The following is a 25,983-nucleotide window of genomic DNA, read 5'->3' on the forward strand; positions in this document are numbered from 1 at the left end:
ACTGCCACTGAAAACTGAAAACTAGAATTTAAAAATGGAATTAGACGAAAAAAAATATTTGTATCTATTGTTTCTCATCCCTGTTTTGGTGTGTGTTTTTCTTTTTAATATGTATTGGAAAAGAAAAAAACAACGCGAATTTGGTGATTTAGAAATGGTAAAAAAACTAAGCCCTGAACGTTCAGTTTTTAAACCTGTTTTAAAATTAGTAGTGTTTCTTTTGGCACTGGCCTGTTTAATTATAGGTTTGGTAAATCCGAAAATCGGAACCAAAATGGAAACCGTTAAACGGGAAGGAATTGATATTGTTTTTGCTGTAGACGTTTCGAAAAGTATGCTCGCTGAAGACGTAGCACCAAGCCGTTTAGAAAAAAGTAAACAATTGGTTTCGCAAATTATCAACAATTTAGGAAGTGACAGAATAGGAATTGTGGCCTACGCAGGAAGTGCTTTCCCGGTTCTGCCCATTACAACAGATTATAGTGTAGCCAAAATGTTCCTGCAAAGCATGAATCCGGGAATGGTTTCTTCACAGGGAACTTCATTAGACGAAGCCATTAGATTATCATCAACTTATTTTGATGAAAAAAGCAAGACCAGTAAACTGCTGATTTTAATTTCTGATGGAGAAGATCACTCTGAAGGTGCCGAAACTGCGGCAGAAGAAGCCAATAAATTTGGAATGAAGATCATCACCATTGGTCTTGGAACTGAACAGGGCGGGACTATTCCGCTAAAAGAGAACGGCGTTGTCAGAAGCTATCAAAAAGATAATAACGGGGAAACGGTAATTACAAAACTAAACCAAGAAAGCTTAAAAGCAATTGCCAAAGCTACGAAAGGCGGTTATGTTTACGGCGGAAGTACAAAAGAGGTTTTGGAATACGTAAAAAATGCACTGAACAATATTCAGAAAACAGAATTTGAAGCCACTCAAATGGCCAACTTTCAATCACAATTTCAGTGGTTTTTGGGTTTTGCATTCTTTCTGTTATTCTTAGATATTTTTCTATTGGAAAGAAAAACAAACTGGATAAACGAGTTGAATTTATTTAACGAAAAAAAATAGCCACTAATCCTTTGGATTTTGACGAATAGAAGCGATTTAAATCATACTGCTTTGCAAAAAATAAATTCGTGATATTGCTGAAATTCGTGGCAAATACAAAACAAAAAACTAGAATGAAAAATTTACTTCTTTATATTTTACTTACCTTTTCTTTGGCAGTTGCTGCTCAGGAAAAAGACAAAACATTGCCAGAAGCCAATGAAGAATATAAGCAGAATAAATTTGTTGATGCCGAGGCAAATTACAGGATTTCACAATCAAAATTTCCTGACAAAGCTGCGTCTTCTTATAATTTAGGAAATACAATTTACAAACAAAATCAGGTATCTGAGGCAAAATTTGCTTATGCAAAAGCGATCAAAAATTCGAAAACAAGACCTCAAAAACACAAGGCTTATCATAATTTAGGTAACGTTCTTATGAAAGAGAAAGATTATTCACAAGCCGTTGAAGCTTATAAAAATGCTTTGCGCAATGATCCTACTGACGACGAAACACGATACAATTATGCTTTGGCCAAACAAAAATTAAAAGAAAACCCTCCTAAAAACGATAAAAACAAAGACAAGGACAAGGATAAAAAGAACGACAAAAAAGACGATCAGAAAAAAGACGGAGACAATAAAGATAAAAAAGACGGCAAAGACGATCAAAAGAAAGACGACAAAGGCGATAAGGACAAGGATAAAAAAGACGGTAAAAACGATCCAAAAAAAGAGGACAAATCAAACAATAAAGGAGAGCCAAAACCAATGCCCGGAGGAATTTCAAAAGATCGTGTCCAGAATTTACTGGATGCCGTGAATAACGAAGAAAAGAAAATACAGGATAAAGTAAACGCTCAAAAAGTAAAAGGAGCGCCTAAAAAAACAGAAAAAGACTGGTAATGAAAAGATATTTAATTCTATTACTATTAAGTTTTCAAGGGCTTATGGCTCAAGTTCAGTTTGAAGCCAGAGTAAGCAAAAACACACTTGGAGTTAATGAAAGACTTCGGGTTGACTTTATGATGAATGTTGACGGGGATAATTTTGTTCAGCCTTCTTTTGATGGATTTAGAATAGTTGGCGGCCCAAGTCAGCAAATAAGCCAGTCTTGGATAAATGGAAGAAGTTCGTTTCAGAAAATTTATTCTTATTATTTATTGCCTAATCAAAAAGGTATATTTACAATCAAACAGGCTGCAATTGAATACAATGGTCAGGTTTACAAAACATCTCCCATCAAAATCACTGTTACCAATGCCGTTGCTCAGGAAAGAGAACCTGGTGCACAACAACAGCAACAAGGAGGCGAAAACAGAAATGAGGTGCTGAATCTGGTAGCAGAAATTTCAAAAACAAATCCATATATAAACGAACCTATTACGGTAGTTTATAAATTATATTTCTATGGTATTGGTGTAACCGGATTTAAAGAACTGGCTAAACCAAAATACAAAGACTTTTGGAATCAGAATATCGACATCAAGCAACTCGTTCTTGAAGAAGGAACATACAAAGGCGAAAGATGCTACTATGTTGTTCTTAAAAAAACGATTTTATACCCTCAAAAATCAGGAAAACTTACTATTGAACCCCTCTCTCTGGATATAGGCATTGAGATACCAACACATCGTAATATGTTTGGTCAAATGATGACCGAAGATGGAAATAAAACAGTTTCTGCCGGTGCCAAAACAATCAATGTAAGGGCACTACCGGAAACAAATAAACCTGTTGGGTTTACAGGAGCAGTTGGTAAATTTGATTTTAAGGTAACTCCTTCGAAAACTACCTTAAAAAATGGGGAAAGTCTGGATTTAATTGTGAGTGCTGCTGGTACAGGAAATATGAAGTTATTTACGCTGCCAAAACCTGTCGTACCAAATGCATTAGAAATGTACGATCCTGTTCATGACGAAAAAGTGAATACATCGCTTTCGGGAATGTCAGGAAAAGTTTCGGACAAATATACCATTATTCCGCAATACAAAGGAAAATATGCTATTAAACCAATGGAATTCTCCTATTTTGATTTGAATTCAGGAAGTTATAAAACTATAACTTCACCTGAAATTATGATTGACGTTTTAGACGGTCCAATGCAGTCTCAGGCTCTTACATCAAATACATCAAAAAATGTTATTACGAAATCGGAACAATTTAAATATATCAAACCAAAAACTGTCTTGGTTTCGACTGTAAAAGATGATTTTTTCGGATCTGATTTGTATTATAGCTTATTACTATTGCCTTTCGTGATTTTACCGATTATTGTGATTGCCAAGAAGAAAAAAGAAGCAATTGACAGCGATGTAACGGGTAACCGAATTAAAATGAATAATAAACTGGCCAAAAAATATTTATCTGAAGCCAAAAAACAACTTAACAATAAAGAGCCATTTTATATTGCACTGGAAAAAGCAATGCATAATTTCCTGAAAGCCAAATTACATATTGAAACTTCAGAAATGAGCAAGGACAATATCCGTGAATTGTTATTGTCCAGAAATACCAATCCGGAAACTGTTCAAAGTTTTATTAATTTAACCGAAAACTGCGAATTTGCACGTTATGCCCCGGCATCAAGCGCATCCATTCAGCAGGATTATGACAAAGCTGTTTTGATTATTTCTGAATTGGAAAAACAGATTGTTTAATTGAATAAATTATAATCATTTGTCAAATCGAGCTGAATCGAGATTAACATTTGAGTTTCGACTCCGCTCAACTTGACAAAATGAAAAACGTAAACAAATGAAAAACATATTATATCTCTTTCTATTCATCTCTCAGGTTTTCTTTGCTCAAAGCAGCTTTGAAAAAGGGAATGCCTTATATCAAAAGGGACAATATCAGCAGGCAGCCCAAACTTATGAAAGCATCATTAAGGAAGACAAACAACATTCGGCTGAGTTGTATTTTAACTTAGGAAATTGTTATTACAAGCTCAACAAAGTGGCACTATCCATTTATAATTATGAAAAAGCACTTGTTTTAAAACCACATGATGCCGAAACTTTAAACAACCTGAAATTTGCCAAAAAACTAACTATTGACGAAATTAAAGAAGTCCCAAAAGTTGGTTTTGCAAAACTCATTCAGAATTTTACGGGTATTTTCAATTATAATATTTGGGGCTGGATTTCGGTGGGAATTGCATTTGCTTTTTTACTGAGTTTTATAGGTTATTATTTTTCACAGCTTACAATTTCGAAAAGAATCTATTTTATAGGAATGTTTGTTTTATTATTTGCCCTAGTATTAAGTTTATCGGCAGGAATAACTGAAAAAGACCATTATAATAATGATCGCCCAGCAATCGTTTTTGCAGAAATGACAGAGGTACGAAGCGAACCTCAAAAAGCAGGATCCAGCATTTTCTTATTACATGAAGGTGCCAAAGTTTATGTAAAAGAAACCCTGGAAAACTGGAGAAAAATAGAATTAACAGATGGTACAGAAGGCTGGATTGATGCCTCTGCCATTAAGGAAGTAAAATAAAAATGGCTATAATCAAAAAGGGGCTGTCTATGTTTTTTAGACAGCCCCTTTTTTATGGATTTAATTCTTTATTTAATCTAAAGATTCAGTCAGTTTTTTGAAAACAGTTTTGGCATTTTTACCTTCATATAATATGGCATAAACCGCATCAATAATAGGGGTTTTGGCTCCATAACCCTGGTTTAATTTATAAGCACTTTTAGTGGCATAATACCCCTCAGCAACCATACTCATTTCCATCATGGCACTTTTTACGGTATAGCCTTTCCCGATCATATTACCGAACATTCTGTTTCTTGAAAATACCGAATATCCTGTAACCAATAAATCGCCTAAATAAGCAGAATCATTGATATCCCGTTTCATTTTATGTACTTTCTTGATGAATTTTCGCATTTCCCGGATTCCGTTACTCATCATTACCGACTGAAAATTATCACCATACCCCAAACCATGGGCAATTCCGGCAGCTATAGCATAAATATTTTTTAGCATTGCCGCATATTCAGTTCCGATAATATCATCAGAAATTTTTGCTTTGATATAATTGCTCGATAATACTTTGGCAACTGTACAGGCTTTATCAGGATCTCCGCAGGCAATAGTTAAATAAGAAAGTCTTTCTAAGGCTACTTCTTCAGCATGACATGGCCCGGTAATTACGCCTATGTTATAGTACGGAATATCGTATTGGATATGAAAATGCTCCCCAACGATCAGGCTCGTTTCCGGAACAATTCCTTTAATTGCCGAAAAGATAATTTTATTTTCAAGGGTAACGGTTAACTGCTCTAATTCTGCATTTAAAAAAGCCGAAGGAATAGCAAAAATCAAGTAATCTGCATATTCAACTGCTTCGTTTATATTATTGGTCAACTTAAGTTTTCCAGTATCAAATTCAACTGAACTTAAATAATTTGGATTATGTTTATATTTGAGAATGTGTTCTATCGCTGCATCATTTCGCATATACCACGAAATTTCAGAAAGGTTAGTGCAAAGCATTTTTGCAATAGCAGTTGCCCAGCTCCCTCCTCCTATTACTGCAAATTTTAAATTTTCACTCATTATTTTATTAATTTAAAGCAAAAGTACTTAATAATGCAGTAATATCACAAAAGGTAGTTTAAGAATTTAAAAAAGACCTTTGTTTTCAAAGGTTTTCTGTGATTAAATAAAAATTAAAATATTTTTATTCTTTTACAATAAAAAACAAATCGATACGTTGTAACGTATTATAAATTAGATTTTTAAATGAATTTAGTACGAATTGAATTAGTTAGTTTTACTTTAGTATTTTAAAAAGGCGTTCCTAAATAGTTTTTAAGAACGCCTTTTTTGTAGTTTTTAGTTTACGGTCAAAGTTTCCCAATTTGCTCTGCGACTGAATGCGGCAACTGCGACTAGTAACTCATCTCAACAATCGACTTTACTTTTTCTAAAGTAATCAATTGTTTTTCACCCAGACCTTTCCAGCCTCTTTCATCAAAACGGTTTACAATAAAATCAGCGGTTTTATCGTAGTCATTTGTATATTGTGATAATTTAGTATCCATTCCCATTGTATGGAAAAATTCTACCGTTTTATTTATCGCTTCTTTTGCCACTTCGCCATCAGAACCTGTTAAGTTGAAAATCCGTCTTCCGTATTGGGCCAGTTTTTCTTTCTTGGTTTCAAACATCACATTATACAAACTTGGGGCAATAATCGCCAAAGTTCTTGCGTGATCAATTCCGTATAAAGCTGTTAATTCGTGACCAATCATGTGTGTTGCCCAATCAGAAGGAACTCCTTTTTGGATTAACCCGTTTAAAGCCATGGTACAGCTCCACATAAAATTGGATGCCAAAGCATAATCGGTTGGGTTTTCTACAACATCGGGACCTATTTCAATTAAGGTCTGCAGAATACCTTCAGCAATACGGTCTTGTAAAAAACCTTCATGCGGATAGGTTAAGTATTGTTCCATTACGTGTGTGTAGGCATCCACAACCCCATTCTGAATTTGTCTTTTTGGTAAAGAAGCTATAACAGTTGGGTCACAGATAGAGAATTTTGGAAACATGGCACTGCCCCCAAAAGCTAGTTTTTCCTGAGTTGCCTGTATTGTTACAACTGATCCAGAATTCATTTCGCTTCCAGTAGCCGGCAATGTCAAAACAGTTCCAAAGGGCATGGCATTTTCTTTAATCAACAGACGCTTTTGCAAAATATCAATTGGGTTTCCTTCGAAATGAACCGCTGCCGAAATAAATTTGACACCGTCAATAACAGACCCGCCACCAACAGCCAGAATAAAATTTACCTTTTCAGCTTTAATCACTTCAACCGCTTTCATCAAAGTTTCAAAATGCGGATTTGGTTCGATTCCGCCAAATTCCACAATATCAAAACCTTTCAGATTTTGGATTACCTGATCATAAATTCCGTTTTTAAAAATACTACCTCCACCGTAGGCTAAAAGAATCTTAGCCTCTTTTGGAACTAATGTAGCCAGTTTTTCAATTTGTCCTTTTCCGAAGATTAAATTCGTCGGATTGTATAATTCAAAGTTTAACATTTACTTATTTTTTAGCATTTAACAGTTTTAATAATTTTCCCGCCACTAATTTCGACGAAGCCGGATTTTGACCTGTAATTAAAAGTCCGTCTTCAACTGCGTATGGCTGCCAGTTATCTATTTTTGAAAATTTTGCCCCATTTTGTGTCAATGCATCTTCCAATAAAAACGGAACCACTTTTGTTAATCCAACCGCGTCTTCCTCTTCATTTGTAAAACCTGTTACTTTTTTATCTTTCACTAAAAATTCACCTTTTACTTTTACGTTTTTCAAAACAGCCGGAGCATGACAAACAAAAGCAACAGGCTTATTATTGGTATAAAAAGATTCAATTAAAGCAATGGAGCTTTTATCTTCTACCAAATCCCAAAGCGGACCATGACCTCCCGGATAAAAAACAGCATCATACTCTTTTTGATTAATGGTTGAAAGTTTATGAGTGTTTTTTAATTTTTCCTGTAAAACTTTATCGGCATCAAAACGTTTGGTGTCTTCCGTCGCTGCAGAAGGGTCAGCACTTTTTGGATCAATTGGCGGCTGCCCACCCAATGGTGATGCAATTGTAATTTCAACACCCTGATCTAATAATTCATAATACGGTGCAGCAAATTCTTCTGACCAGAATCCGGTTTTTTCTCCTGTATTACCCAGTTTATCGTTACTGGTTACAACAAATAATACTTTTTTCATTCCTTTTTTATTTAATTTTTGAGCTGTCGCCGAAATACCGACAACAGAGAATGCAATTATTGCAAGTACTCCTATTTTCTTCATAAGTTTAAAATTTAAAACAAATTTACGGCTAAAGTGATATCAGTAAAAATAAAATAAACTATGTTTGTTATAAATAAATTTATAGTTATGGTGAATTTAGAATGGTACAGAACATTTAAAGCGGTTTATAAAAACGGGAATTTTTCAATTGCCGCAAAAGAGCTTTTTATGAGCCAGCCTGCGGTAAGCCAGCAAATCTCAATGCTGGAAGCTCATGTGGGAAATAAACTTTTTATTCGAAAGTCAAAAGGCGTAGAACCAACAGAGTACGCTAAGTTACTGAATAACCTGATAATAGATGCACTCGACCGCCTTGAAAATGTTGAAAATACTTTTCGGGCTAAAGCCGAAGATGCGACCCGATTAATTTCTATAGGAATTTCAAAACATCTTTTCAATAGTGTTGGCAATGCTTTAATTGAAAAATTTGATTTAATCGATTTTACTTTTGCCGATGATGATACGCTTTTTTCATTAGTCGATGCTAAAAAACTGGACTTTGCAATTGTCTCCAAAAAATACGATACTTTTGATACCATTCAGGAAACCATTGCTAAGATTAAACTGGTGATGGTTGGACCAATTAGTTTAGACATTACCGAATTTCGTCAAAAATTAAAATCAGATCATTTTGCTGAAGCAGAACAATGGCTAAACGAACAAAAATGGTATTCGCATGATGCCAGAATTCCATACATAAAGCTGTTCTGGCTTCATGCATTCCATAAAAAAAGACCTTCAATGGTACCCAATTATATCATTCCGTCAGAATATGAAATGCTGGAAATGCTTTCAAAAAATTCAGGCGTTGCTATAACGTGGAATTGTAATGCCCGAAAATTTATTCAGCAAAACAAATTACAATTGGTATGGAACAGTTTCCACGTTCCTGAAGAATATGTTTATTTACTGGCAGCTAAAAACAATAATTTAAAATCTTTTTTTGACATCATTGCCACCGAAGTTAGAAAAGCATTGTCATCTTAAAACAAAATCATCATAAATAATGAGTTTCGATAAAGTACGACTCATTACATTTGTCTCAAGATGTTGTTTATTTTTTTTAGGTAACGATTTTAAGTTAAACCTTAAATCGCTTAATGCAAGAACTATAAAACTTTATATTTGTGTAAATCTTACGCATTAAAATATGACTGATCTACAAAATATCAGGGTAGCTGTTGACGCCATTGTTTTTGGTTACCAAAACAATCAACTTTACGTCCTTTTAATACAACAAAAATTTGGCACACAGGAATCTTATTGGGCTTTGCCTGGAGGTTTGGTCAAAAATAACGAATCCCTTCAGGAGGCTGTAAAAAGGGAACTCAAGGAAGAAACAAACGTATCCGTCAATTATTTTGAACAACTGTATACGTTTGGAGATGATGTAAATCGGGATCCCAGAAACCGTGTTATTTCAATTGCGTATTTTGCGCTTGTCGATTCATCAAAATTAATACTTAAGGCTGATACAGATGCTGAAAAAGCACAATGGTTCAAGATCAATGAAATTCCTGCCTTAGCCTTTGACCATAGTAGTATTCTGAAAAAAGCAATCGGCCGACTAAAAGCAAAACTTACTTATGAACCGGTTGGCTTTGACTTACTGCCAAAAGAATTCCTTTTTTCTGAACTTGAAAACTTATACTGTACCATTTTAGAGAAAGAAATTGACAGAAGAAATTTCAGAAAAAAAATATTAAGCTTTGAAATTATTGAAGAAACAGAACAATTTGGATCCTCAAAAAGCGGACGTCCGGCAAAACTTTTCAAGTTTAACAAACTAAAATACAATGAATTAATCAAGAAAGGCTTTCACTTCGAAATAAAGTTTGCGTAATTTTTACACAAAATAAATTGTCAATCAAAAATATAATTCTATATTTGCGTATAATTAACGCAAACTGCAACACTATGATACTAAATTTAGACCCAAAATTCGCTCCTATCCTTAACCAGGAAGAAATCCAGTTTCAAAGTTTTACCTTTTCTGGCGGTGAACCACATATTAAAATCAATCCTGATTTTGATCATAATCAAAAAGTAACCATTACTCACCGGTTAAATTCATTCAACGATTTAGGTTTGTTGTGTATTACTGTTGATGCTTTACGCAGAATGGGCGTTAAAATCATTGATCTTTTTATTCCGTATTTCCCGGCAGCAAGACAAGATCGTGTCATGATTAAAGGAGAATCTTTATCAGTAAAAGTGTATGCGGATATTATCAATACACTTCAATTAAATAAAGTTTATGTTTTTGATGCCCACTCTGAAGTTACTCCGGCATTGGTAAACAACTGTGAAGTCATTCCAAATCATACTTTTATCAAGGAAGTTTTAAAAGTAATTGGCGAAAACGTAAAACTGATTTCTCCCGATGGTGGCGCTCTTAAAAAAATCTATAAAGTTTCTGAATTTTTAGGCGGAGTAGATGTGGTTGAATGCAGTAAAAGCCGCGATGTAAAAACCGGAAAATTGTCTGGTTTTAAAGTATATGAAGACGATTTAAACGGAATAGATTGTTTGATTGTAGACGATATCTGCGACGGAGGAGGAACTTTCGTAGGATTAGCCGAAGAACTTAAAAAGAAAAATGCAGGTAAATTATACCTAGCCGTAAGCCACGGAATTTTCAATAAAGGATTTGAAGTTTTAGATTGCTTCGACAGCATTTTCACAACCAATTCTTTTAAAGATTTTGAAGGCGAAAGTGTTCAGGTAATTGGGCTTGAAACGTTAATTTAAAAAAGTTTCAAGTTTCAGGTTTCAAGTTATCTGCTTAAGGTGAAACCTAAAATAAAATTCTATTAACCGTTTCATGTTTAGCATTTCAGTTTCAAGTTTATTGGAACCTGAATCCTGAAACAAAGAAAACCTGAAACAAAACCACAAAAATTATGAGCGACGATTTAAAACCAAGATTTATTGAATCCTTAAAAAGAAACAATGATCAGATTAGAGAAGACAGAGCCAAAACAATTGGTGAGGATTCTGAATTAATTTACAGAAGAAGAGTCGAAGATATTGAATTAAAAATCAAAAGACTCGAAAGAGAACAAGAAGGATTAATTGACATTAGTCCACTGGATAAAAACAGTCTGACATTTGCCGATTTTCAGCCGGAAGCTTTTGTTCAGAAAGACATGGAATTATCATTAACAATCAGAAATCTAAATATTCAGTTTGAAGTAACAAAAAAACGATTCGAATATTTATTTGGTAAAACATTTTAGTCATGGGAGGTACAAGATACGATATAGGTGCTCGTTTAAGCAGAGCAAAAGAGGCTGGTTATGCCAGCAAATCAGCCAGCGAAATTTTCACACAGAATTCTTTACGAATGGCGCATGAATCTATGAATCCAAATGGAGTAGTTTTTAGAGAAGCAAGAGATTCAGAGGTTCATCCTAATACAGTTCCAATCATTTTAGGACTGGACGTTACGGGAAGTATGGGACATATTCCGCACGAATTGATTAAAGAAGGGTTGCCAAAATTGATGGGCGGAATTATTCAGGGCGGTGTTCCGGATCCCGCACTTTTATTTTTAGGAATTGGCGATCACGAATGCGACAGATATCCGCTTCAGGTTGGACAGTTTGAATCTGGAGACGAAGAGCTGGATATGTGGTTAACCCGAACGTATATTGAATCAGGCGGTGGTGGAAACGCTGGAGAAAGTTATCTTCTTGCCTGGTATTTTGCGGCTTTTCATACTAAAACCGATGCTTTCGAAAAAAGAGGCCAAAAAGGATTGTTGTTTACTGTGGGTGATGAGCCAAATTTGCCGACACTTCCCGCATCAGCCATAAAAGAAATTATGGGAGCCGGACAGCAAACCTATACGCATCTTGAATTATTACAGGAAGCACAAAAACGATACGAAGTATATCATATTAGTGTTTTACATTCTGATCAGGCAGTAAGAGCAAATGTAGCGTGGAAAGAATTATTGGGACAAAACTGTTTGTCTATCGAAGATCACAGGGAAATTCCAAATATCATTACAAAGATAATTTGTGATAAACATAAAAGTTCTGGCTTAGGAACAATACCGGTTTCTGATACAACGAGTACAGGTCTAGATAATATAGAAATGCTTTAAAAGTTTTGCGACTTTGCGAGATTAAAATGTAAAGTTTTTTATTAGCAATGAGAAATTTGCTCGCAAAGTCGCAGAGGCGCTAAGATTTTACCTAAAAGTTAAGTTTAAAAAAAACTTTGCGATTTAGCGTCTTTGCGAGATTAAAATAACAACAAAATGAAAACAGCAAAAATAGTTATAGGTTTAGGATTTGGTGATGAAGGAAAAGGCATAACAACAGATTTTCTGGCGAAGCAAAATCCTGAATCTATAGTTATTCGGTTTTCTGGCGGACAACAGGCAGCGCATACCGTAATGATTGGTGATAAAAAACATGTGCATTCGAGTTTTGCAAGCGGCGCACTTCGGGGTCTACCCTCCTATTTTAGTGAACACTGTACCGTTCATCCTCTTTTTTTATTTAATGAAAAAGCAACATTAGAAAAAAACGGAGGTAATAGCGAACTTCATATTCATCCTTTGGCAAAAGTGACTACGCCTTTTGATGTCTGGCAAAACAGAAATAATGTCCGGAATCTCGATCATGGAACCTGCGGAAAAGGAATTGGGGCAACCATGAAACGAAACGAAGGTCCGTACAAATTGTTTGCCATCGATTTGATTGCGCCACGCGAAATGCTTTTAGAAAAACTAAACCAAATCGCCTATTATTATGGTTTTTTGAATGAAAGCGAAATGGATGAAGAAGTCAGTCAATACCTGGAAGCAATTGATAAAATACAATGGAATATTGTCGATTATACGTTCCTTTCAAAATACGAAAATCTCATTTTTGAAGGCAGCCAGGGAATTTTGCTCGACATGGATCACGGTGTTTTTCCGAATGTAACGTATGCCAATACCACTTCAAAAAATGCGATTGAAATTTGTAATATACTAAAGATTGAAGATGTAGCAGTGTATTATGTAACCCGAAGTTATGCAACCCGACACGGACACGGCTGGATGGCAAATGAAGGAGAAATTAAATTAAAAAACAACGAAGAAGAAACCTGTGTTTTTAACGAATACCAAAAACATTTACGATTTGGAAGTCTGAATTATGAACTTTTAAATTATGCTCTAAAACTCGATGCAGCTTACAGCCCAATGGCAAAACGAAATTTGGTTGTAACCTGTATGGATCAGCTGGAGCAGGATTATGAGTTTGAAAGCCTCACAACGGAATTCAATGAAATCTACGGATCATTTTCACCTGATTCGAAAGATTTTAAAAACATTACTTCTTTGTTTCAATAAAAAGAGAAAAAAATGAAATACACTATAGATACCATAGCTCCGGAAAGTAAGTTTTTATTTTTCTGGGGACATCAGCCCAAGAAAGACGGAAAAATTACAAAAACCTGTTTCAGTCAATGGTGGTTAAGTTCTTTTAAAGTAGATAAAATAACTTATAAAACTGCCGAGCATTGGATGATGGCCAAGAAAGCTGAATTATTCGAGGATCAGGAAATTTTAGAAAAAATCCTCAATGCTGATTCTCCTGCAGAAGCCAAAAAATTAGGAAGAGAAGTTAGAAACTACGATGACAAAATCTGGTTAGAAAACCGATATAAAATTGTAAAAGAAGGAAACTTTCACAAGTTCAGTCAAAATGCCGATTTGAAAACCTTTTTATTAAATACAAAAGAAAGAGTTTTAGTAGAAGCAAGTCCGGTTGACCCAATTTGGGGAATCGGAATGGCGAATGATCATAAGGATGTATTAAACCCTGAAAAATGGAGAGGATTAAATCTTTTAGGTTTTGCTTTGATGGAAGTTAGGGATGAATTGAGATAAAAATGATTATGAAAACAACAAGATTATATCGTCCGGTTGGATTGAAAGAGATGGAATTAATTGCAGATTCGGGCTACAAAGTATTTCCGTCAAGATTAGAATGGCAGCCTATTTTTTATCCGGTAACGAATCAGCAATATGCAGATCAGATTGCTTTTGAATGGAATACCGTTGACGAGTTTTCGGGATTTATTGGAATTGTAACTGCCTTTGATGTCAACTCATCCTTTCTGGAAAAGTATGAAGTTCAAAATGTTGGCGATAAAAATCATAACGAACTTTGGATACCATCAGAAGAATTAATTGATTTTAATGCTAACATAGTAAACGGAATTGAAATAGTTAATGTTCATTTTTCGGATCGTTCAGTGTTAAGTGAAGACAAAAAACTTAATGAAAAACTAGAGAGTTTTAGAAAATGATTTTAGAATTATTAAAAGCGGACATAACAGAAATTCAGGTCGACGCAATAGTAAATGCAGCCAATACTTCCTTGCTTGGCGGCGGCGGTGTTGATGGAGCGATTCATCGTAAAGGAGGCAAAGCAATCTTAGAAGAATGTATTAAAATTCGTAATAAGCAGGGAGGCTGTAAAACCGGAGAAGCTGTCATTACAACAGCTGGAAATCTTCCTTCTAAATATGTGATTCATACTGTCGGTCCGGTTTGGAATGGTGATAAAGACGAAAAGTCAAAACTATTGGAAGATTGTTATCAGAACAGTTTGAATCTTGCTGTTAAAAACGGAATCAAAACCATTGCTTTCCCAAATATCAGTACTGGAATTTATCATTTCCCAAAAGAGAAAGCGGCTCAGATTGCCGTAAAAGCAGTAAAAGAGTTTCAAAGAATCTCAGAAATTGAAAAAATACTATTTGTCTGTTTTGATGATGAAAATTATCAGATTTATAAAGAGATTCTGGAATAGAAAAAATAAATATTAAACAAACACAATCGAAGTTATTGTGTTCTTATAAAATGAAAATAGAATTAAAAAAATACAGCGAGCAATTACAAGAATGGCCTCAAACAGGTCATCACATAATGGCTCAGTATGACGATGAAAAAATAATAGTATACCAGTCATACCGAAAAGAAATAGGCGAATTTGCCGTAAAAAATCAGTTTTTTGGAGGTGCTTTCAGTCTCGACAGAATGACCTGGATCAAACCCAATTTTCTGTGGATGATGTACAGAAACGGATGGGGAACAAAAGAAGGTCAGGAAGTCGTTCTGGCAATCCATCTGAAAAGAGATGCGTTTGAAAAATATCTTCACAACGCAGTTTATTCTTCTTATAGCGCTGATTTAGGAATTAGCAATGAAGAATGGCAGACAGAAGTAAAATCTTCTTCTGTAAGACTGCAATGGGACCCCGATCATGATCCGTATGGCGGGAAATTAGAAAGAAGAGCGATTCAAATTGGTTTACGTGAAGAATTTACAAGATCTTACTCCAAAGAAGATATTTTATTAATCGAAGATATTTCGGGCTTTGTAGCAGAACAATACGAATTTGTTCAGAAAAAGGAATTACAAAACCTGAACATTCCGGCAGAGAGACCTTTTCTTTTTAAAAATCAAGAATTGAATAAGAAATTAAAAATTACATAGAAAAGATGAATGAAAAAATAGCAAAAAGCGTCAGCAAGTTTTTAAGTCTGGTGCTGCGACATTCGCCTGAAACTATCGGATTAAAATTAGACGAAAACGGATGGGCAGATGTAGAAGAATTAATTCTAAAATGTAATAAAAAAGGAAGCCAGAATCAGATGACGGCCGAACTTTTGGATTATGTTGTAGAAAATAACGATAAAAAGCGTTTTGCTTTTAATGAAGATAAAACCAAAATCCGTGCAAGTCAGGGACATTCGATTTCGGTTGAATTAAATCTGGCCGAAACTGAACCTTCTGAATATTTGTATCATGGAACAGTTGGAAAGTTTATGGAAAGTATCCGCAAAGAAGGTTTGAAAAAAATGAGCCGGCAACACGTACATCTTTCAAAAGATAAAGAAACGGCAATAAAAGTAGGAAGCCGAAGAGGAATTGCTCAAATTCTTAAAATTAAAAGCGGTGAAATGTTTAAAGATGGATTTCGATTTTATTTATCTGAAAACAATGTCTGGCTGACTGATGAAGTTCCTCCAAAATATATTGAGTTTAATCATGAAAAGAATTTACAGATCTCCAGAAGAAATTCCACTGCAGGATGATATAAAAACCATATTTTTAGCTGGATCTATTGAGATGGACAAAGCGATAAATTGGCAAAAAAAGTGTGAGGAATTATTAGAAAATAAATTTATCCTTTTTAATCCCAGAAGAAATGAGTGGGATTCCAGCTGGTCACAAACCATAGAAAATGATAATTTCAATGAACAAGTAACCTGGGAACTGAATGCATTAGAAAAAGCAGACATTATAATTATGTATTTTGCAGGAAATACAATGTCACCAATATCCTTACTTGAATTTGGTCTTTATGCACAATCGAAGAAAATAAAAGTGGTTGTAGAAGAAGATTTTTGGCGTAAAGGCAACATCGATATTGTATGTAAAAGATATGCAGTAGAACAATTTAAAACATTAGAAGAGTTAATCCTTAATTTACTAAAATAACAAGTACATGAACCCATTATTATTAACCGACGGTTACAAAGTTGACCACAGAAGGCAATACCCGGACAAAACCACTTTAGTATATTCTAACTGGACACCAAGAAAATCAAGAATTGAAGGCCTTGAGGAAGTCGTATTTTTTGGACTGCAGTATTTCATCAAAAAATACATCATTCATGATTTCGATACGTATTTCTTCAAACAGCCAAAAGAAGAAGTCGTAAAAAAATATGCCCGAAGAATCAATAATTATTTGGGCGAAAACCAGGTCGGCACCAAACATATTGAGGATTTACATGATTTAGGATACATTCCAATGGTTTTTAAAGCGTTGCCGGAAGGTGCGAGTGTGCCATTAAGAGTACCCATGTTTACGATGTACAATACGATTCCGGAGTTTTTCTGGCTGACCAATTATTTTGAAACCTTGCTTTCTGCAGTAATTTGGCTGCCTTGTAATTCGGCTACAATTGCCAGAGAATATAGAAAAGTACTGGACAAATATGCTGATGAAACATCATCAGTTCCTGATTTTGTCAACTGGCAGGGACATGATTTCTCTATGCGGGGAATGGGCGGAATCGAAGCAGCCATAACCTCTGCAGCCGGACATTTATTGAGCTTTACAGGATCTGATACCATTCCGGCAATTGATTTCTTCGAAGAATATTACAACGCCAATTCCGATACCGAATTAATTGCGGGTTCTGTTGCCGCTACCGAGCATTCTGTAATGTGTATGGGAACTACCGAAGGCGAATGTGAAACTTTCAAAAGGTTAATCACAGAAGTATATCCAAAAGGAATTGTCTCTATCGTTTCTGACACCTGGGATTTATGGAAAGTTTTGACCGATTATCTGCCACGCCTTAAAGAAGATATTGTAGCCCGTGAAGGAAAAGTCGTAATCCGTCCTGACAGTGGTGATCCGGTTGATATTATCTGCGGAAACCCGAATGGAAAAACAGAACAGGAAAAGAAAGGCGTAATCGAACTTTTATGGGATGTTTTTGACGGAAGTGTAAATGATAAGGGCTTTAAAGAATTAGTACCGCAAATTGGTGCTATTTACGGTGATAGTATTACGGTAGCAAGAGCCATTCAAATTTGTGAGCGTTTAAAAGCAAAAGGGTTTGCTTCTACCAATGTCGTTTTGGGAATCGGTTCTTTTACCTACCAATACAACACCAGAGATACTTTTGGATTTGCGATGAAAGCAACTTATGGCGAAGTTGATGGCGAAGGAAGAGCCATCTTCAAAGATCCGATTACGGATGACGGAACTAAAAAATCGGCTAAAGGTTTAATGAAAATTGATTTAATTGATGGCGTATATCATTTAACTGATAATGTTTCATGGGAAGAAGAAAAACAAGGCGAACTGAAGGAAGTCTTCAGAGACGGGAAACTTTTGGTTGATCAGTCGCTGAGTGAAATTAGAACAAGAGTAAAAAGTCAAATAAGCGTTTCGCTATAAAACTTAAAAGCCTGAATCATTATAAATTCAGGCTTTTTTTATTTCTTATAAAAATTGTTATGATCAATATATTCCCAGACTTTAGATGGTAAAAGTGGCTGGATATTTTTACCTTTCTTAATATTGTTCCGAATAAAAGTAGACGAAATTTCTACAACCGGCGCATCAATAATATGGATTCTCGGATGTGATTTTAGCACTACATTTTCCGGTTCTTCTGAAATGCGCGGGTAAACGTAAATATCATGATTATCCAAAAGTACCTCATAATTTTTCCACTTATGAAGTGTTTTCAAATTATCCTCGCCCATTATTAATGAAAACTCGTAATTGGGATATTTATCATGCAAATGTGCCAGCGTATTTACCGTATAATTGGGCTGTTTCAACTTAAACTCAATATCGGAAGGTTTTATTTTTGAAAAATCCTCCGTTGCCAGATACACCATCTGCAAACGATGATGATCATCAAGTAAAGTAGCTTTCTTTTTTAACGGATTATGAGGTGTGACCACCATCCAGATCTGATCCAAATCGGTATATTCAGCCATATGATTGGCGATAATTAAATGACCAACGTGAATGGGATTGTACGTCCCGAAGTAAAGACCTATTTTCATTTTAGTCCTTAGTTTTTTAGTGGTTAGTCCTTAGTTTTTTTAGCACTTAGTCTTTATTCTAAGTTAAAAACGCTAATTAGTCTTTTAAATTTTTTGAAAAAGCATTTATCATTTTGCTTTCTTCTTCAATTAAAAACATGATTTCATTGAATAAAATATCATCAGAAATAAAATGCAATTCTTTTGCAATAATCAGTTGTGTTTCGATTTCATTTAAAGAACCTCTGGAAATATTCAAAAAATGATTGAATGATTTATCCGTTTGGCGTCCAAATCCTTCAGCAATATTTGAAGGGATGGATACGCTCGCTCTTTTTAACTGGCTTGTTAGTGCATATATTTCTTCTTTCGGAAAATTATTTGTGAGTTTATAAATCAAAACAACAATTTTAATTCCTTTCTGCCAAATAAGTAATTCTTTATATGATTTAATTCCCCCCATAAATTCTAAGTTAATTTTTATTTCTCAGCCTAAGGACTAAAAAACTAAGGACTAAATCACTACTTCGAAACAAAATCCTTAACCAGCTGATGTGCTTCTTCTAAAGCAACAGCCAGATCATAATTTTTAATAATAACATCAAATTGTGGAGCAGTAGCCAGTTCAACAGAAGCTTTTGCAATTCGCATATTGATTTTGTCTTCACTTTCGGTAGAGCGTTCTTTTAAACGGCGTTTTAATTCGTCTACACTTGGCGGTTTAACGAAAACGGCCAGAGTCTGTTCCGGGAATTTGTGCTTGATGCGCAATCCTCCGGCAACATCAATGTCAAAGATTACATTTTTTCCCAAAGCCCAGATTCTTTCGATTTCCGATTTTAAAGTACCGTAAAAGTTATCACGGTACACTTCTTCCCACTCCAGGAAATCTTCGGCTTTGATGTGTTTTTTGAATTCTTCCAGCGAAATAAAATAATAATCCTTTCCGTTGACCTCTTCACCACGCGGATCACGTGAAGCAGCTGAGATTGAAAATTCTAAATTTAAATCTTCCTGTTTCAGTAAATGCTTGACTATGGTTGTTTTTCCAGATCCCGAAGGTGCTGAGAAAACAATTAATTTTCCTTTATTCATTTTAATTAGTAATTAGTAATTAGTAAAAAGTGAATAGCTAATTACCATTCACTTTTACTCATTACTTTATAATACGTTTAATACCTGTTCCTTAATCTTTTCCAGTTCATCTTTCATCATCACAACCAGTTTCTGCATTTGGGCATGATTTGATTTTGAACCCATAGTATTGATTTCCCGACCCATTTCCTGGGTGATAAAACCAAGTTTTCTGCCATTGGCTTCGGAACCGTCAATCGTTTGAAGAAAATAATCCAAATGATTCGTCAAACGAACTTTCTCTTCTGTGATATCTAATTTCTCAAGATAATAAATCAGTTCCTGTTCAAAACGGTTTTCATCAACATTTACCTGTAGTTCAGAAATTGCAGTCTGTAAACGGTCTTTTATAGCCTGCACACGTTCAGGATCTAATGCCAGCGCATCTTCCATATATTGACGGATATTGCCAATCCGGAGGTTGAATTCTTTTTCAAGCGACTCCCCTTCGTCTCTTCTGAAACTTAAAATATTTTGCAAAGCCTCGTCAATGATTATCTGAATCTGCTCCCAGTCGTTTTCGTCAATCTCCTCACGTTCTGTTTTCAGAATATCTGGCATACGTACCGCCATTTTCATTAGTTCTGTTTCATCGGCAGCCGGATACACTTCCCGTAATTGGGCAATATAGTTTTTTACAACCGGAACATTTACTTTTGTAGAGGTCTGCTCAGAAGTACTTTCAACATAAATGGCAAAATCAACTTTACCTCTTTCCAGTCGGGTCGAAATCAGGGTACGCAAGCCCAACTCCATTTCGCGGTAGACCGAAGGCATCCTGACGTTCAGGTCTAAACCTTTACTATTTAAAGATTTTACTTCTACCGTAATTTTTTTTGTTGGCAATTGCACAGAAGCTTTACCAAAACCCGTCATCGATTGTATCATATATTGGAGTATAAAGGCGCAAAGATACTAAAAAACTTTACAGGGTTAATTTCTAGTTACACAAGGTCTAAATTATAAATTATTTGTGCGTTGCCTAAAGGCCTGGCTATTCGCTTCAATCTTTTTAGAGCAAAAAAGCTCAAAAAAGGATTTACACTTCTATCCCTAACGCAAACCCTAATCCTGAGAAAATTCCTGATTTATTTTTCTTCTAAAACTTTCATCACCTGCAAAATATTCTGCTGACTGTTTCCAATGTAAATTTTACCGTCAATGATAAAAACCGGACGACTTAAAAAAGTATAATGCTCCATAATGTATTTTTTAAAATCAGCTTCGGTCAAGGCTTTGTTTTTTAAATCCATTGACTTGTATAATTGTGCTTTTTTACTGAATAACGCTTCATAACTTCCGGAAAGTTGGTACATTTCTTCGAGCTCGGCTTCAGAAATTGGATTTTGTTTAATGTCATGAAAAATTAAATCGTTGTCTTTAGGCAGGTTTTTGATAATTTTTCGACATGTATCGCAGGATGCCAAATAGTATATTTTGTTCATAATTTTAATTTTATTTCGATACAAAGAAAATCATTGAAACTTAAAAATTATCTAATTTTATAAAAAAATAAATTTATGAATCCAGTTTTCGAAGTACAAAAAACAAGCAGGGAAATTCTGCTAAAAATTTTAGATAGTCATTCATTAGAACAATTAAACAAAATCCCACAAGGATTTAATAATAACCTAATCTGGAATATTGCCCATTGTATTGCGGCACAACAGGCTTTAGTGTATAAATTATCAGGACTTCCTTCTATTGTCCCGGATGAATTTATTGCCAGATACAGAAAAGATACTAAACCCGAAGGTGATGTTTCACAAGAAGAAGTAGATGAAATCAGAAGATTGCTTTCAGACACACTACAACAGGCAGAAAAAGATTATGCTGCTAAAATATTTCTAAAATATACGGAATACACTACCAGTATGGGTTTTACACTTCGAAATATAGAAGATGCCTTATCTTTTAATAATTATCATGAAGCCACACATACCGGAATTATAATGAGTATCCGAAAGTTTGTTTAAAACTTTCGGATATTTTAATTCATTATTCTTTCTATTGTAACGGTCATTGCTCCTGCTCCTTTACTTTTGGTAATTTCCATAAAAGCTCTTTTTGACAAGTCAATATCTCTTGTTCTCACAAATGGTCCTCTATCAGTAATTTCAACAATTACAAACTTCCCATTGGCTTCATTTGTGACTTTTACTTTAGTTCCGAAAGGTAATTTTTTATGGGCAGCTGTGTATTTATTATTATTGAAGCGTGCACCGCTTGCTGTTCTTTTTCCGTTAAAACGATCATGATAATAGGATGCATGAGCCGATTTTTTGTAGAGTTTCAGTTTTAGGCCTTGCACACTAAAAATAGAATCTGTTGGTGGGGAAAGCTTTAGAACTTTGGAATTGTCAGTTTTTAAAGTGTCCTGAGTTGCTTTGTTTTCAGCCGGCTTATTTTGGCTCATCAGATAAGTAAAACCGGTTAAAAACAACATTGCAGGTAGAGAGAATATAATGTATTTTTTATTCTTCATAATTTATTTTTTTTCAGACTTGGGGAGTTTGTACAAATAATATGCCGAGATAAAAAAAGCCCTGTAGGAGGGCTTATTTTGGTTTTGTTAAAACCATAGTTTCCATGGAATCCTGCTTAAAATAAGCACTAAACCTAATCCATAAAATATGGCAAAAGTTTTAAATTTTGCTTCACTATTAATTAATTTTTTATGTTTTGACCAGCCTATTGTAATTAAAGCAATTGCAATTAAATTAATTAATGGATGTTCTAATGATGTTAATCTATAATCAGCATTTGACATCTGTCCTAAAACTGATAGCCCTAACGGAGATACAAAATAAAGTATCAAACCAATTAAAAGTTGGGTATGCGTTCCTATTAAAGCAAACAGTGCGATTTTGCGATCTTTAGCAGTAAAATCTTTTTTTGAAGTAAATCCAAGAATGGCATTTACAACTGCAATTAATAAAAGTAATAATGCCAAATAAGCCCAGCCGGAGTGGAGTTTTTGAATAAAATGATACATAGATTAATATTTTGTTTAAAACAAATATAACAAAAAAGGGCATAAAAAAACCTGACTTCAATTGAAATCAGGTTTTTTTTATGCGGTCTAAATAACTAGTTAAATGTATAACGAATACCAGTCTGCATTTGCCATCTTGATGAATTAAGACCTACATCGTCTGCCTGATCAATCGTTTTAGCAGTAGCCGGGTTATAATTAAAAGTCGGTGTATTTGAATTAGGCAAGAATCCAACTTGTGTAAGTAACTGAACCTGATCAACATTCGTAAAATATCTTTTACCCCAATCTTTATTTAAAAGATTTGTGAAGTTAAAAATATCTGCCGTTAATTCAATCGTATGTTTCTTTTTACCAACAGTAATCGTAAATTCCTGAGCGAATTTTAAATCGACAATATGAGAAGTTTTCAAACGATCACCGTTACGTTCTGCATAATTACCTTTTCTGCCTCTTAAGTATTCATTTCCTTCAATAAAAGCGCTCAGTGCTTCCCATTGTGCCTGAGGTGTCATTGGGTTGGCTGTAGTAGAAACCAAATTAATTTCACTTTGATTAGCCGGAACGTAAATTAATGCTGAATTTGAAAAAGTATCCTGCAATAAACGACCGCTATCATTATAAACATAACTAAATGGTGTTCCTTGTGCTCCTTCATAAAACACCCCAAGTCTGGATTTAGTAAATTTATTCCATTTGAAAGTTGCATTACCATTTGCTACAATTCTTTGTCCTGGGTCAAAATCAGATCTTGAAAGACCTAAATAGTTGGCACCATTCACTGATTCAGTATTATTCCATTGCGAACTGTTTTGTGAAGATGTTGCATCCATTATAGTAGTTGATTTACCATAAGAATAAGTTCCGGAAATGTTTCCATCAATGAAATCAGATTTAAAGTTTTTAGTTAATGTAAAAGCAAGATTATATGCTTTACCTTCACTTGTATTTGAACCTAAATAAACTCCTAAATAAGTAGGGTCTAATCTACTGTTTCCATTATAACGAGGTCTTGTATCTGGAGTACCTGTCAAATTACCTGAAGCAGATCTGATATTTAGATTTTCATATTTAACTGCACTGATATTATCATTATAAGTAATTTCAGATGACAAAACTAAACCGAATGGTAATTTTTGATCTACAGCAAAACTTGCTTTAAATACCTGAGGAAGTTTGAAATTTTTTGAGAATAAGTCAATATTTCCACCTTTTCCACCTGAGCCAGGTCTCGGATAAGATGCAGGTAACTGATCGATTTGACTGCCAACACTTGGATTTGGATTAAAAGTAGGCATACCAGTAGCACTAGTTATCGAAACAGCGCCATTAGAAAGACCATTGTTATTATAAACTCCTCCTGGCCATACTAATGGTAATCTTGAAGTAAAGATACCTACTCCTCCTCTAAATTGAGTAGATTTTTTTCCATTTAAATCGTAATTAAACCCTAAACGTGGAGCTACATGTGGTGTACTTTTAATAGCTTCTCCTACTTTTGCACCTTGTAAGTTTTTACCTCCGGCTTCTAAAATTGCTATTGTTCGATCATTAAAATCGTCATTTGCAGGTCCGTCTTCCCATACTGGAATATCAACTCTAATTCCATAAGAAAGTTTGAAATCGTTAGTTATTTTCATCTCATTTTGAATATAAAATCCAAATTGTTTCGTTCCAAATTCAGCAGCTCCTTGTGAATCATCACCTTCACCACCTATTAAAGAATAATTCATCTGAAACCTGTTTGGTTTTCTATCTAATAGAAAATCATCAAGGTTAGCATATCTGTAAGATCCAAAATTATTTCCAAAGAAAACATTTCTCGATTGTGAAAATTCATTATGTGTACCAATTGTTATTTTATTAATACCTGAATTGATTTCCAAATTATCAGAAATTGTCAATGTTTTTTGACTTAAGAAATTTGCTGTTGAAAAGCCTTCAGCACCAAAAAAAATACTTTGGGTAGCACCATCAAAAATCTGAACCGTTGGAAACGGATCTCCTGATGCATCCCTGTCATCAAGAACATCTGTATATGCTACTACTAAATTATTAGAAAATTTATTTCCAAATCTTGAGTTTAATTCTAGCGCAGTAGAATTTGTGGTAGAATTAAACAACTGACTTCCGTTGATAAAATTTATCGCAGTAGCAGAAGATCTGTTTGGCGAAAAATTCTCCGCTTTAACATAACTGTGTTTCAAAGATAATTTATGATTATCATTTATATTCCAGTCTATCTTAGCAATCAATTTATCACTTACAAGAGTTCTTACGTTGTTGTTAAAAGAACCAGGATTATAACCGTAGCCATCCAATTTAGTCAACAACTCTCCTATTCTGTTACCTGACAAACCTGTATAAGTTGACAAATCGAAAGGCTGTGGAGTTTCGTTATCCTGACGTTCGTAATTAATAAAATAAAATAATTTATCCTGAATTATGGCACCTCCGGCACGAACACCATAAGTTTGTGCCGAAAAATCAGCTAATTTTTGTCTTCCACCTGTTCCTGCTAATGAAGGAGGTGTTTTCCCTGCTAATGATTCATTTCTGTTAAAGAAATAAGCAGACCCTTCAAAATTATTAGTCCCTGAACGGGTAATTGCACTTATTGCCCCTCCAGCAAACCCAGAAAGTTTTACATCATATGGAGCAACACTCACTTGAAATTGCTCAATTGCATCAATAGAAATAGGGCTAACTCCTGTTTGCCCTCCATTTGTTCCATTTGAAGCCAATCCAAACACATCATTACTTACAGCTCCATCAATATAAATTGCATTGAATCTGTTATTTTGACCTCCAATTGACAATACATCATCCCCTCTTAATTGAGCTGATGGAGTCAATCTTGCAAAGTCTGAAATATTTCTTGACAAAGATGGCAATGCCTTAATTTTATCCGAATTAATAACAGTCTGAGCTCCTGTTCTTTGTGAATTAAAAGTATTGTCTTTTGTTGCTTTTACTACAACTTCCTGTAATTCATTTGATTCTTCTTGTAGAATTACATTAAAATCTTTTGAATCTCCTAATTGAAGATATACATCATTATCTTCAAAAGGTTTGAATCCTATAAAAGTAATAACAATCTTGTAAGGCCCACCAACTCTCATGTTTGAGATTCTGAAGTTACCTGTATAATCTGTTGATGCAGTGTAGCGAGTACCCGATGGGGTATGCACTGCAAGGATAGATGCTCCTGGTAAAGATTGAGAACCTTTATCGTAAACATTACCTCCAATAGAAGAAGTAGTGTTACCTTGCGCATAAATATCTCCTGCATAAATAAATGCTAAAAGCATTAAGAGAAACTTTGACAATTTTTTCATCTGTTTTTCGTTATTTGTTTTTGGCAAAATTATAACAA

29 protein-coding genes are annotated in these 25,983 nt (G+C 34.6%); 18 read left to right on the forward strand and 11 right to left on the reverse strand.

All coding sequences use genetic code 11. The features are described from left to right. Positions 1 to 34 precede the first annotated feature (34 nt). The 4 genes from DMB65_RS13125 (at position 35) to DMB65_RS13140 (ending at position 4,554) form a co-directional block, all read left to right on the forward strand. A complete protein-coding gene (locus DMB65_RS13125) occupies positions 35 to 1,069 on the forward strand; it encodes a vWA domain-containing protein (protein WP_110307098.1) in 1,035 nt (344 codons plus the stop codon). 113 nt (positions 1,070 to 1,182) lie between these two features. After that, the gene (locus DMB65_RS13130; protein WP_110307181.1) at positions 1,183 to 1,956 is read left to right on the forward strand and encodes a tetratricopeptide repeat protein; all 774 of its coding nucleotides are present in this window, start codon (positions 1,183 to 1,185) and stop codon (positions 1,954 to 1,956) included. Beyond that, positions 1,956 to 3,710 (forward strand): BatD family protein, encoded by a 1,755-nt coding sequence (locus DMB65_RS13135; RefSeq protein ID WP_110307099.1) that lies wholly within the window; start codon positions 1,956 to 1,958, stop codon positions 3,708 to 3,710. Before DMB65_RS13130 ends, DMB65_RS13135 begins: the two co-directional genes overlap by 1 nt. A gap of 97 nt (positions 3,711 to 3,807) precedes the next feature. Beyond that, positions 3,808 to 4,554, forward strand: a complete 747-nt coding sequence (locus tag DMB65_RS13140; RefSeq protein WP_110307100.1) for a tetratricopeptide repeat protein — start codon at positions 3,808 to 3,810, stop codon at positions 4,552 to 4,554. Positions 4,555 to 4,626: 72 nt separating this feature from the next. On the opposite strand, the gene DMB65_RS13145 is transcribed toward DMB65_RS13140, so the two are convergent. The 3 genes from DMB65_RS13145 to DMB65_RS13155 form a co-directional block, all read right to left on the reverse strand. Beyond that, a complete protein-coding gene (locus DMB65_RS13145) occupies positions 4,627 to 5,622 on the reverse strand; it encodes an NAD(P)H-dependent glycerol-3-phosphate dehydrogenase (RefSeq protein WP_110307101.1) in 996 nt (331 codons plus the stop codon). Between the two features lie 335 nt (positions 5,623 to 5,957). Then, positions 5,958 to 7,115, reverse strand: a complete 1,158-nt coding sequence (locus tag DMB65_RS13150) for an iron-containing alcohol dehydrogenase (RefSeq protein WP_110307102.1) — start codon at positions 7,113 to 7,115, stop codon at positions 5,958 to 5,960. A 4-nt stretch (positions 7,116 to 7,119) separates the two neighbouring features. Then, positions 7,120 to 7,890: a type 1 glutamine amidotransferase domain-containing protein gene (locus tag DMB65_RS13155; RefSeq protein WP_165834937.1), complete on the reverse strand. Its 771-nt coding sequence runs from the start codon at positions 7,888 to 7,890 to the stop codon at positions 7,120 to 7,122. A gap of 87 nt (positions 7,891 to 7,977) precedes the next feature. Here DMB65_RS13155 and DMB65_RS13160 point away from each other — a divergent pair, with 87 nt between their 5' ends. The 13 genes from DMB65_RS13160 (at position 7,978) to DMB65_RS13220 (ending at position 17,879) form a co-directional block, all read left to right on the forward strand. Then, positions 7,978 to 8,877, forward strand: a complete 900-nt coding sequence (locus tag DMB65_RS13160) for a LysR family transcriptional regulator (protein WP_110307183.1) — start codon at positions 7,978 to 7,980, stop codon at positions 8,875 to 8,877. 163 nt (positions 8,878 to 9,040) lie between these two features. After that, positions 9,041 to 9,733 (forward strand): NUDIX hydrolase, encoded by a 693-nt coding sequence (locus tag DMB65_RS13165; RefSeq protein ID WP_110307103.1) that lies wholly within the window; start codon positions 9,041 to 9,043, stop codon positions 9,731 to 9,733. Positions 9,734 to 9,807: 74 nt separating this feature from the next. After that, the gene (gene prs / locus DMB65_RS13170) at positions 9,808 to 10,641 is read left to right on the forward strand and encodes a ribose-phosphate diphosphokinase (RefSeq protein WP_110307104.1); all 834 of its coding nucleotides are present in this window, start codon (positions 9,808 to 9,810) and stop codon (positions 10,639 to 10,641) included. Between the two features lie 152 nt (positions 10,642 to 10,793). Beyond that, complete coding sequence (locus DMB65_RS13175; protein WP_031455095.1) at positions 10,794 to 11,129, forward strand: hypothetical protein; 336 nt, start codon at positions 10,794 to 10,796, stop codon at positions 11,127 to 11,129. Between the two features lie 2 nt (positions 11,130 to 11,131). After that, positions 11,132 to 12,001: a hypothetical protein gene (locus DMB65_RS13180; protein WP_110307105.1), complete on the forward strand. Its 870-nt coding sequence runs from the start codon at positions 11,132 to 11,134 to the stop codon at positions 11,999 to 12,001. 156 nt (positions 12,002 to 12,157) lie between these two features. Continuing rightward, on the forward strand, positions 12,158 to 13,240 hold the full coding sequence (locus tag DMB65_RS13185; RefSeq protein ID WP_110307106.1) for an adenylosuccinate synthetase: 1,083 nt from the start codon (positions 12,158 to 12,160) through the stop codon (positions 13,238 to 13,240). A 12-nt stretch (positions 13,241 to 13,252) separates the two neighbouring features. Further along, positions 13,253 to 13,780: an NADAR family protein gene (locus DMB65_RS13190; protein ID WP_110307107.1), complete on the forward strand. Its 528-nt coding sequence runs from the start codon at positions 13,253 to 13,255 to the stop codon at positions 13,778 to 13,780. 8 nt (positions 13,781 to 13,788) lie between these two features. Next, on the forward strand, positions 13,789 to 14,202 hold the full coding sequence (locus tag DMB65_RS13195) for an ADP-ribosylation/crystallin J1 (protein ID WP_110307184.1): 414 nt from the start codon (positions 13,789 to 13,791) through the stop codon (positions 14,200 to 14,202). Next, on the forward strand, positions 14,199 to 14,708 hold the full coding sequence (locus DMB65_RS13200) for an O-acetyl-ADP-ribose deacetylase (RefSeq protein WP_110307108.1): 510 nt from the start codon (positions 14,199 to 14,201) through the stop codon (positions 14,706 to 14,708). The genes DMB65_RS13195 and DMB65_RS13200 overlap by 4 nt, the downstream gene beginning before the upstream one ends. 50 nt (positions 14,709 to 14,758) lie before the next feature. Next, on the forward strand, positions 14,759 to 15,394 hold the full coding sequence (locus DMB65_RS13205; protein WP_110307109.1) for a DUF4291 domain-containing protein: 636 nt from the start codon (positions 14,759 to 14,761) through the stop codon (positions 15,392 to 15,394). A gap of 5 nt (positions 15,395 to 15,399) precedes the next feature. Further along, positions 15,400 to 15,996 carry an RNA 2'-phosphotransferase gene (locus tag DMB65_RS13210; protein WP_110307110.1) on the forward strand — a complete coding sequence of 199 codons (597 nt, stop codon included), beginning with the start codon at positions 15,400 to 15,402 and terminating at the stop codon, positions 15,994 to 15,996. Continuing rightward, positions 15,950 to 16,402: a nucleoside 2-deoxyribosyltransferase domain-containing protein gene (locus DMB65_RS13215; protein WP_110307111.1), complete on the forward strand. Its 453-nt coding sequence runs from the start codon at positions 15,950 to 15,952 to the stop codon at positions 16,400 to 16,402. Before DMB65_RS13210 ends, DMB65_RS13215 begins: the two co-directional genes overlap by 47 nt. Before the next feature lie 7 nt (positions 16,403 to 16,409). Further along, positions 16,410 to 17,879 carry a nicotinate phosphoribosyltransferase gene (locus DMB65_RS13220; RefSeq protein WP_110307112.1) on the forward strand — a complete coding sequence of 490 codons (1,470 nt, stop codon included), beginning with the start codon at positions 16,410 to 16,412 and terminating at the stop codon, positions 17,877 to 17,879. A gap of 38 nt (positions 17,880 to 17,917) precedes the next feature. On the opposite strand, the gene nadD is transcribed toward DMB65_RS13220, so the two are convergent. From nadD to DMB65_RS13245, 5 genes are all read right to left on the reverse strand, one after another. Beyond that, positions 17,918 to 18,499: a nicotinate (nicotinamide) nucleotide adenylyltransferase gene (gene nadD / locus DMB65_RS13225; protein ID WP_110307113.1), complete on the reverse strand. Its 582-nt coding sequence runs from the start codon at positions 18,497 to 18,499 to the stop codon at positions 17,918 to 17,920. Positions 18,500 to 18,575: 76 nt separating this feature from the next. Further along, positions 18,576 to 18,941, reverse strand: a complete 366-nt coding sequence (locus tag DMB65_RS13230) for a four helix bundle protein (protein ID WP_110307114.1) — start codon at positions 18,939 to 18,941, stop codon at positions 18,576 to 18,578. Between the two features lie 59 nt (positions 18,942 to 19,000). Then, positions 19,001 to 19,573 (reverse strand): guanylate kinase, encoded by a 573-nt coding sequence (gene gmk, locus DMB65_RS13235; protein ID WP_078229075.1) that lies wholly within the window; start codon positions 19,571 to 19,573, stop codon positions 19,001 to 19,003. A gap of 66 nt (positions 19,574 to 19,639) precedes the next feature. Beyond that, the gene (locus DMB65_RS13240; RefSeq protein ID WP_110307115.1) at positions 19,640 to 20,500 is read right to left on the reverse strand and encodes a YicC/YloC family endoribonuclease; all 861 of its coding nucleotides are present in this window, start codon (positions 20,498 to 20,500) and stop codon (positions 19,640 to 19,642) included. Between the two features lie 200 nt (positions 20,501 to 20,700). Beyond that, positions 20,701 to 21,057, reverse strand: coding sequence for an arsenate reductase family protein (locus DMB65_RS13245; RefSeq protein WP_110307116.1), 357 nt, complete (start codon positions 21,055 to 21,057; stop codon positions 20,701 to 20,703). Positions 21,058 to 21,132: 75 nt separating this feature from the next. Here DMB65_RS13245 and DMB65_RS13250 point away from each other — a divergent pair, with 75 nt between their 5' ends. Continuing rightward, positions 21,133 to 21,588, forward strand: coding sequence for a DinB family protein (locus DMB65_RS13250; protein ID WP_110307117.1), 456 nt, complete (start codon positions 21,133 to 21,135; stop codon positions 21,586 to 21,588). A 14-nt stretch (positions 21,589 to 21,602) separates the two neighbouring features. Here the strand turns inward: DMB65_RS13250 and DMB65_RS13255 are convergent, their stop codons facing one another. From DMB65_RS13255 to DMB65_RS13265, 3 genes are all read right to left on the reverse strand, one after another. Next, positions 21,603 to 22,097, reverse strand: a complete 495-nt coding sequence (locus tag DMB65_RS13255) for a septal ring lytic transglycosylase RlpA family protein (RefSeq protein WP_110307118.1) — start codon at positions 22,095 to 22,097, stop codon at positions 21,603 to 21,605. Between the two features lie 87 nt (positions 22,098 to 22,184). Continuing rightward, on the reverse strand, positions 22,185 to 22,607 hold the full coding sequence (locus tag DMB65_RS13260) for a hypothetical protein (RefSeq protein ID WP_110307119.1): 423 nt from the start codon (positions 22,605 to 22,607) through the stop codon (positions 22,185 to 22,187). 95 nt (positions 22,608 to 22,702) lie between these two features. Further along, positions 22,703 to 25,945: a TonB-dependent receptor gene (locus DMB65_RS13265; RefSeq protein ID WP_110307120.1), complete on the reverse strand. Its 3,243-nt coding sequence runs from the start codon at positions 25,943 to 25,945 to the stop codon at positions 22,703 to 22,705. Positions 25,946 to 25,983 lie beyond the last annotated feature (38 nt).

The organism is Flavobacterium cheongpyeongense, from assembly GCF_003202435.1.
GTDB classification, from domain to species: Bacteria; Bacteroidota; Bacteroidia; order Flavobacteriales; family Flavobacteriaceae; genus Flavobacterium; species Flavobacterium cheongpyeongense.

Excerpts from the sequence above, each read along its gene's own strand:
- DMB65_RS13125 (WP_110307098.1), top strand. The coding sequence starts at position 35 with ATGGAATTAGACGAAAAAAAATATTTGTATCTATTGTTTCTCATCCCT.
- DMB65_RS13130 (WP_110307181.1), top strand. The coding sequence starts at position 1,183 with ATGAAAAATTTACTTCTTTATATTTTACTTACCTTTTCTTTGGCAGTT.
- DMB65_RS13135 (WP_110307099.1), top strand. The coding sequence starts at position 1,956 with ATGAAAAGATATTTAATTCTATTACTATTAAGTTTTCAAGGGCTTATG.
- DMB65_RS13140 (WP_110307100.1), top strand. The coding sequence starts at position 3,808 with ATGAAAAACATATTATATCTCTTTCTATTCATCTCTCAGGTTTTCTTT.
- DMB65_RS13145 (WP_110307101.1), bottom strand. The coding sequence starts at position 5,622 with ATGAGTGAAAATTTAAAATTTGCAGTAATAGGAGGAGGGAGCTGGGCA.
- DMB65_RS13150 (WP_110307102.1), bottom strand. The coding sequence starts at position 7,115 with ATGTTAAACTTTGAATTATACAATCCGACGAATTTAATCTTCGGAAAA.
- DMB65_RS13155 (WP_165834937.1), bottom strand. The coding sequence starts at position 7,890 with ATGAAGAAAATAGGAGTACTTGCAATAATTGCATTCTCTGTTGTCGGT.
- DMB65_RS13160 (WP_110307183.1), top strand. The coding sequence starts at position 7,978 with ATGGTGAATTTAGAATGGTACAGAACATTTAAAGCGGTTTATAAAAAC.
- DMB65_RS13165 (WP_110307103.1), top strand. The coding sequence starts at position 9,041 with ATGACTGATCTACAAAATATCAGGGTAGCTGTTGACGCCATTGTTTTT.
- prs (WP_110307104.1), top strand. The coding sequence starts at position 9,808 with ATGATACTAAATTTAGACCCAAAATTCGCTCCTATCCTTAACCAGGAA.
- DMB65_RS13175 (WP_031455095.1), top strand. The coding sequence starts at position 10,794 with ATGAGCGACGATTTAAAACCAAGATTTATTGAATCCTTAAAAAGAAAC.
- DMB65_RS13180 (WP_110307105.1), top strand. The coding sequence starts at position 11,132 with ATGGGAGGTACAAGATACGATATAGGTGCTCGTTTAAGCAGAGCAAAA.
- DMB65_RS13185 (WP_110307106.1), top strand. The coding sequence starts at position 12,158 with ATGAAAACAGCAAAAATAGTTATAGGTTTAGGATTTGGTGATGAAGGA.
- DMB65_RS13190 (WP_110307107.1), top strand. The coding sequence starts at position 13,253 with ATGAAATACACTATAGATACCATAGCTCCGGAAAGTAAGTTTTTATTT.
- DMB65_RS13195 (WP_110307184.1), top strand. The coding sequence starts at position 13,789 with ATGAAAACAACAAGATTATATCGTCCGGTTGGATTGAAAGAGATGGAA.
- DMB65_RS13200 (WP_110307108.1), top strand. The coding sequence starts at position 14,199 with ATGATTTTAGAATTATTAAAAGCGGACATAACAGAAATTCAGGTCGAC.
- DMB65_RS13205 (WP_110307109.1), top strand. The coding sequence starts at position 14,759 with ATGAAAATAGAATTAAAAAAATACAGCGAGCAATTACAAGAATGGCCT.
- DMB65_RS13210 (WP_110307110.1), top strand. The coding sequence starts at position 15,400 with ATGAATGAAAAAATAGCAAAAAGCGTCAGCAAGTTTTTAAGTCTGGTG.
- DMB65_RS13215 (WP_110307111.1), top strand. The coding sequence starts at position 15,950 with ATGAAAAGAATTTACAGATCTCCAGAAGAAATTCCACTGCAGGATGAT.
- DMB65_RS13220 (WP_110307112.1), top strand. The coding sequence starts at position 16,410 with ATGAACCCATTATTATTAACCGACGGTTACAAAGTTGACCACAGAAGG.
- nadD (WP_110307113.1), bottom strand. The coding sequence starts at position 18,499 with ATGAAAATAGGTCTTTACTTCGGGACGTACAATCCCATTCACGTTGGT.
- DMB65_RS13230 (WP_110307114.1), bottom strand. The coding sequence starts at position 18,941 with ATGGGGGGAATTAAATCATATAAAGAATTACTTATTTGGCAGAAAGGA.
- gmk (WP_078229075.1), bottom strand. The coding sequence starts at position 19,573 with ATGAATAAAGGAAAATTAATTGTTTTCTCAGCACCTTCGGGATCTGGA.
- DMB65_RS13240 (WP_110307115.1), bottom strand. The coding sequence starts at position 20,500 with ATGATACAATCGATGACGGGTTTTGGTAAAGCTTCTGTGCAATTGCCA.
- DMB65_RS13245 (WP_110307116.1), bottom strand. The coding sequence starts at position 21,057 with ATGAACAAAATATACTATTTGGCATCCTGCGATACATGTCGAAAAATT.
- DMB65_RS13250 (WP_110307117.1), top strand. The coding sequence starts at position 21,133 with ATGAATCCAGTTTTCGAAGTACAAAAAACAAGCAGGGAAATTCTGCTA.
- DMB65_RS13255 (WP_110307118.1), bottom strand. The coding sequence starts at position 22,097 with ATGAAGAATAAAAAATACATTATATTCTCTCTACCTGCAATGTTGTTT.
- DMB65_RS13260 (WP_110307119.1), bottom strand. The coding sequence starts at position 22,607 with ATGTATCATTTTATTCAAAAACTCCACTCCGGCTGGGCTTATTTGGCA.
- DMB65_RS13265 (WP_110307120.1), bottom strand. The coding sequence starts at position 25,945 with ATGAAAAAATTGTCAAAGTTTCTCTTAATGCTTTTAGCATTTATTTAT.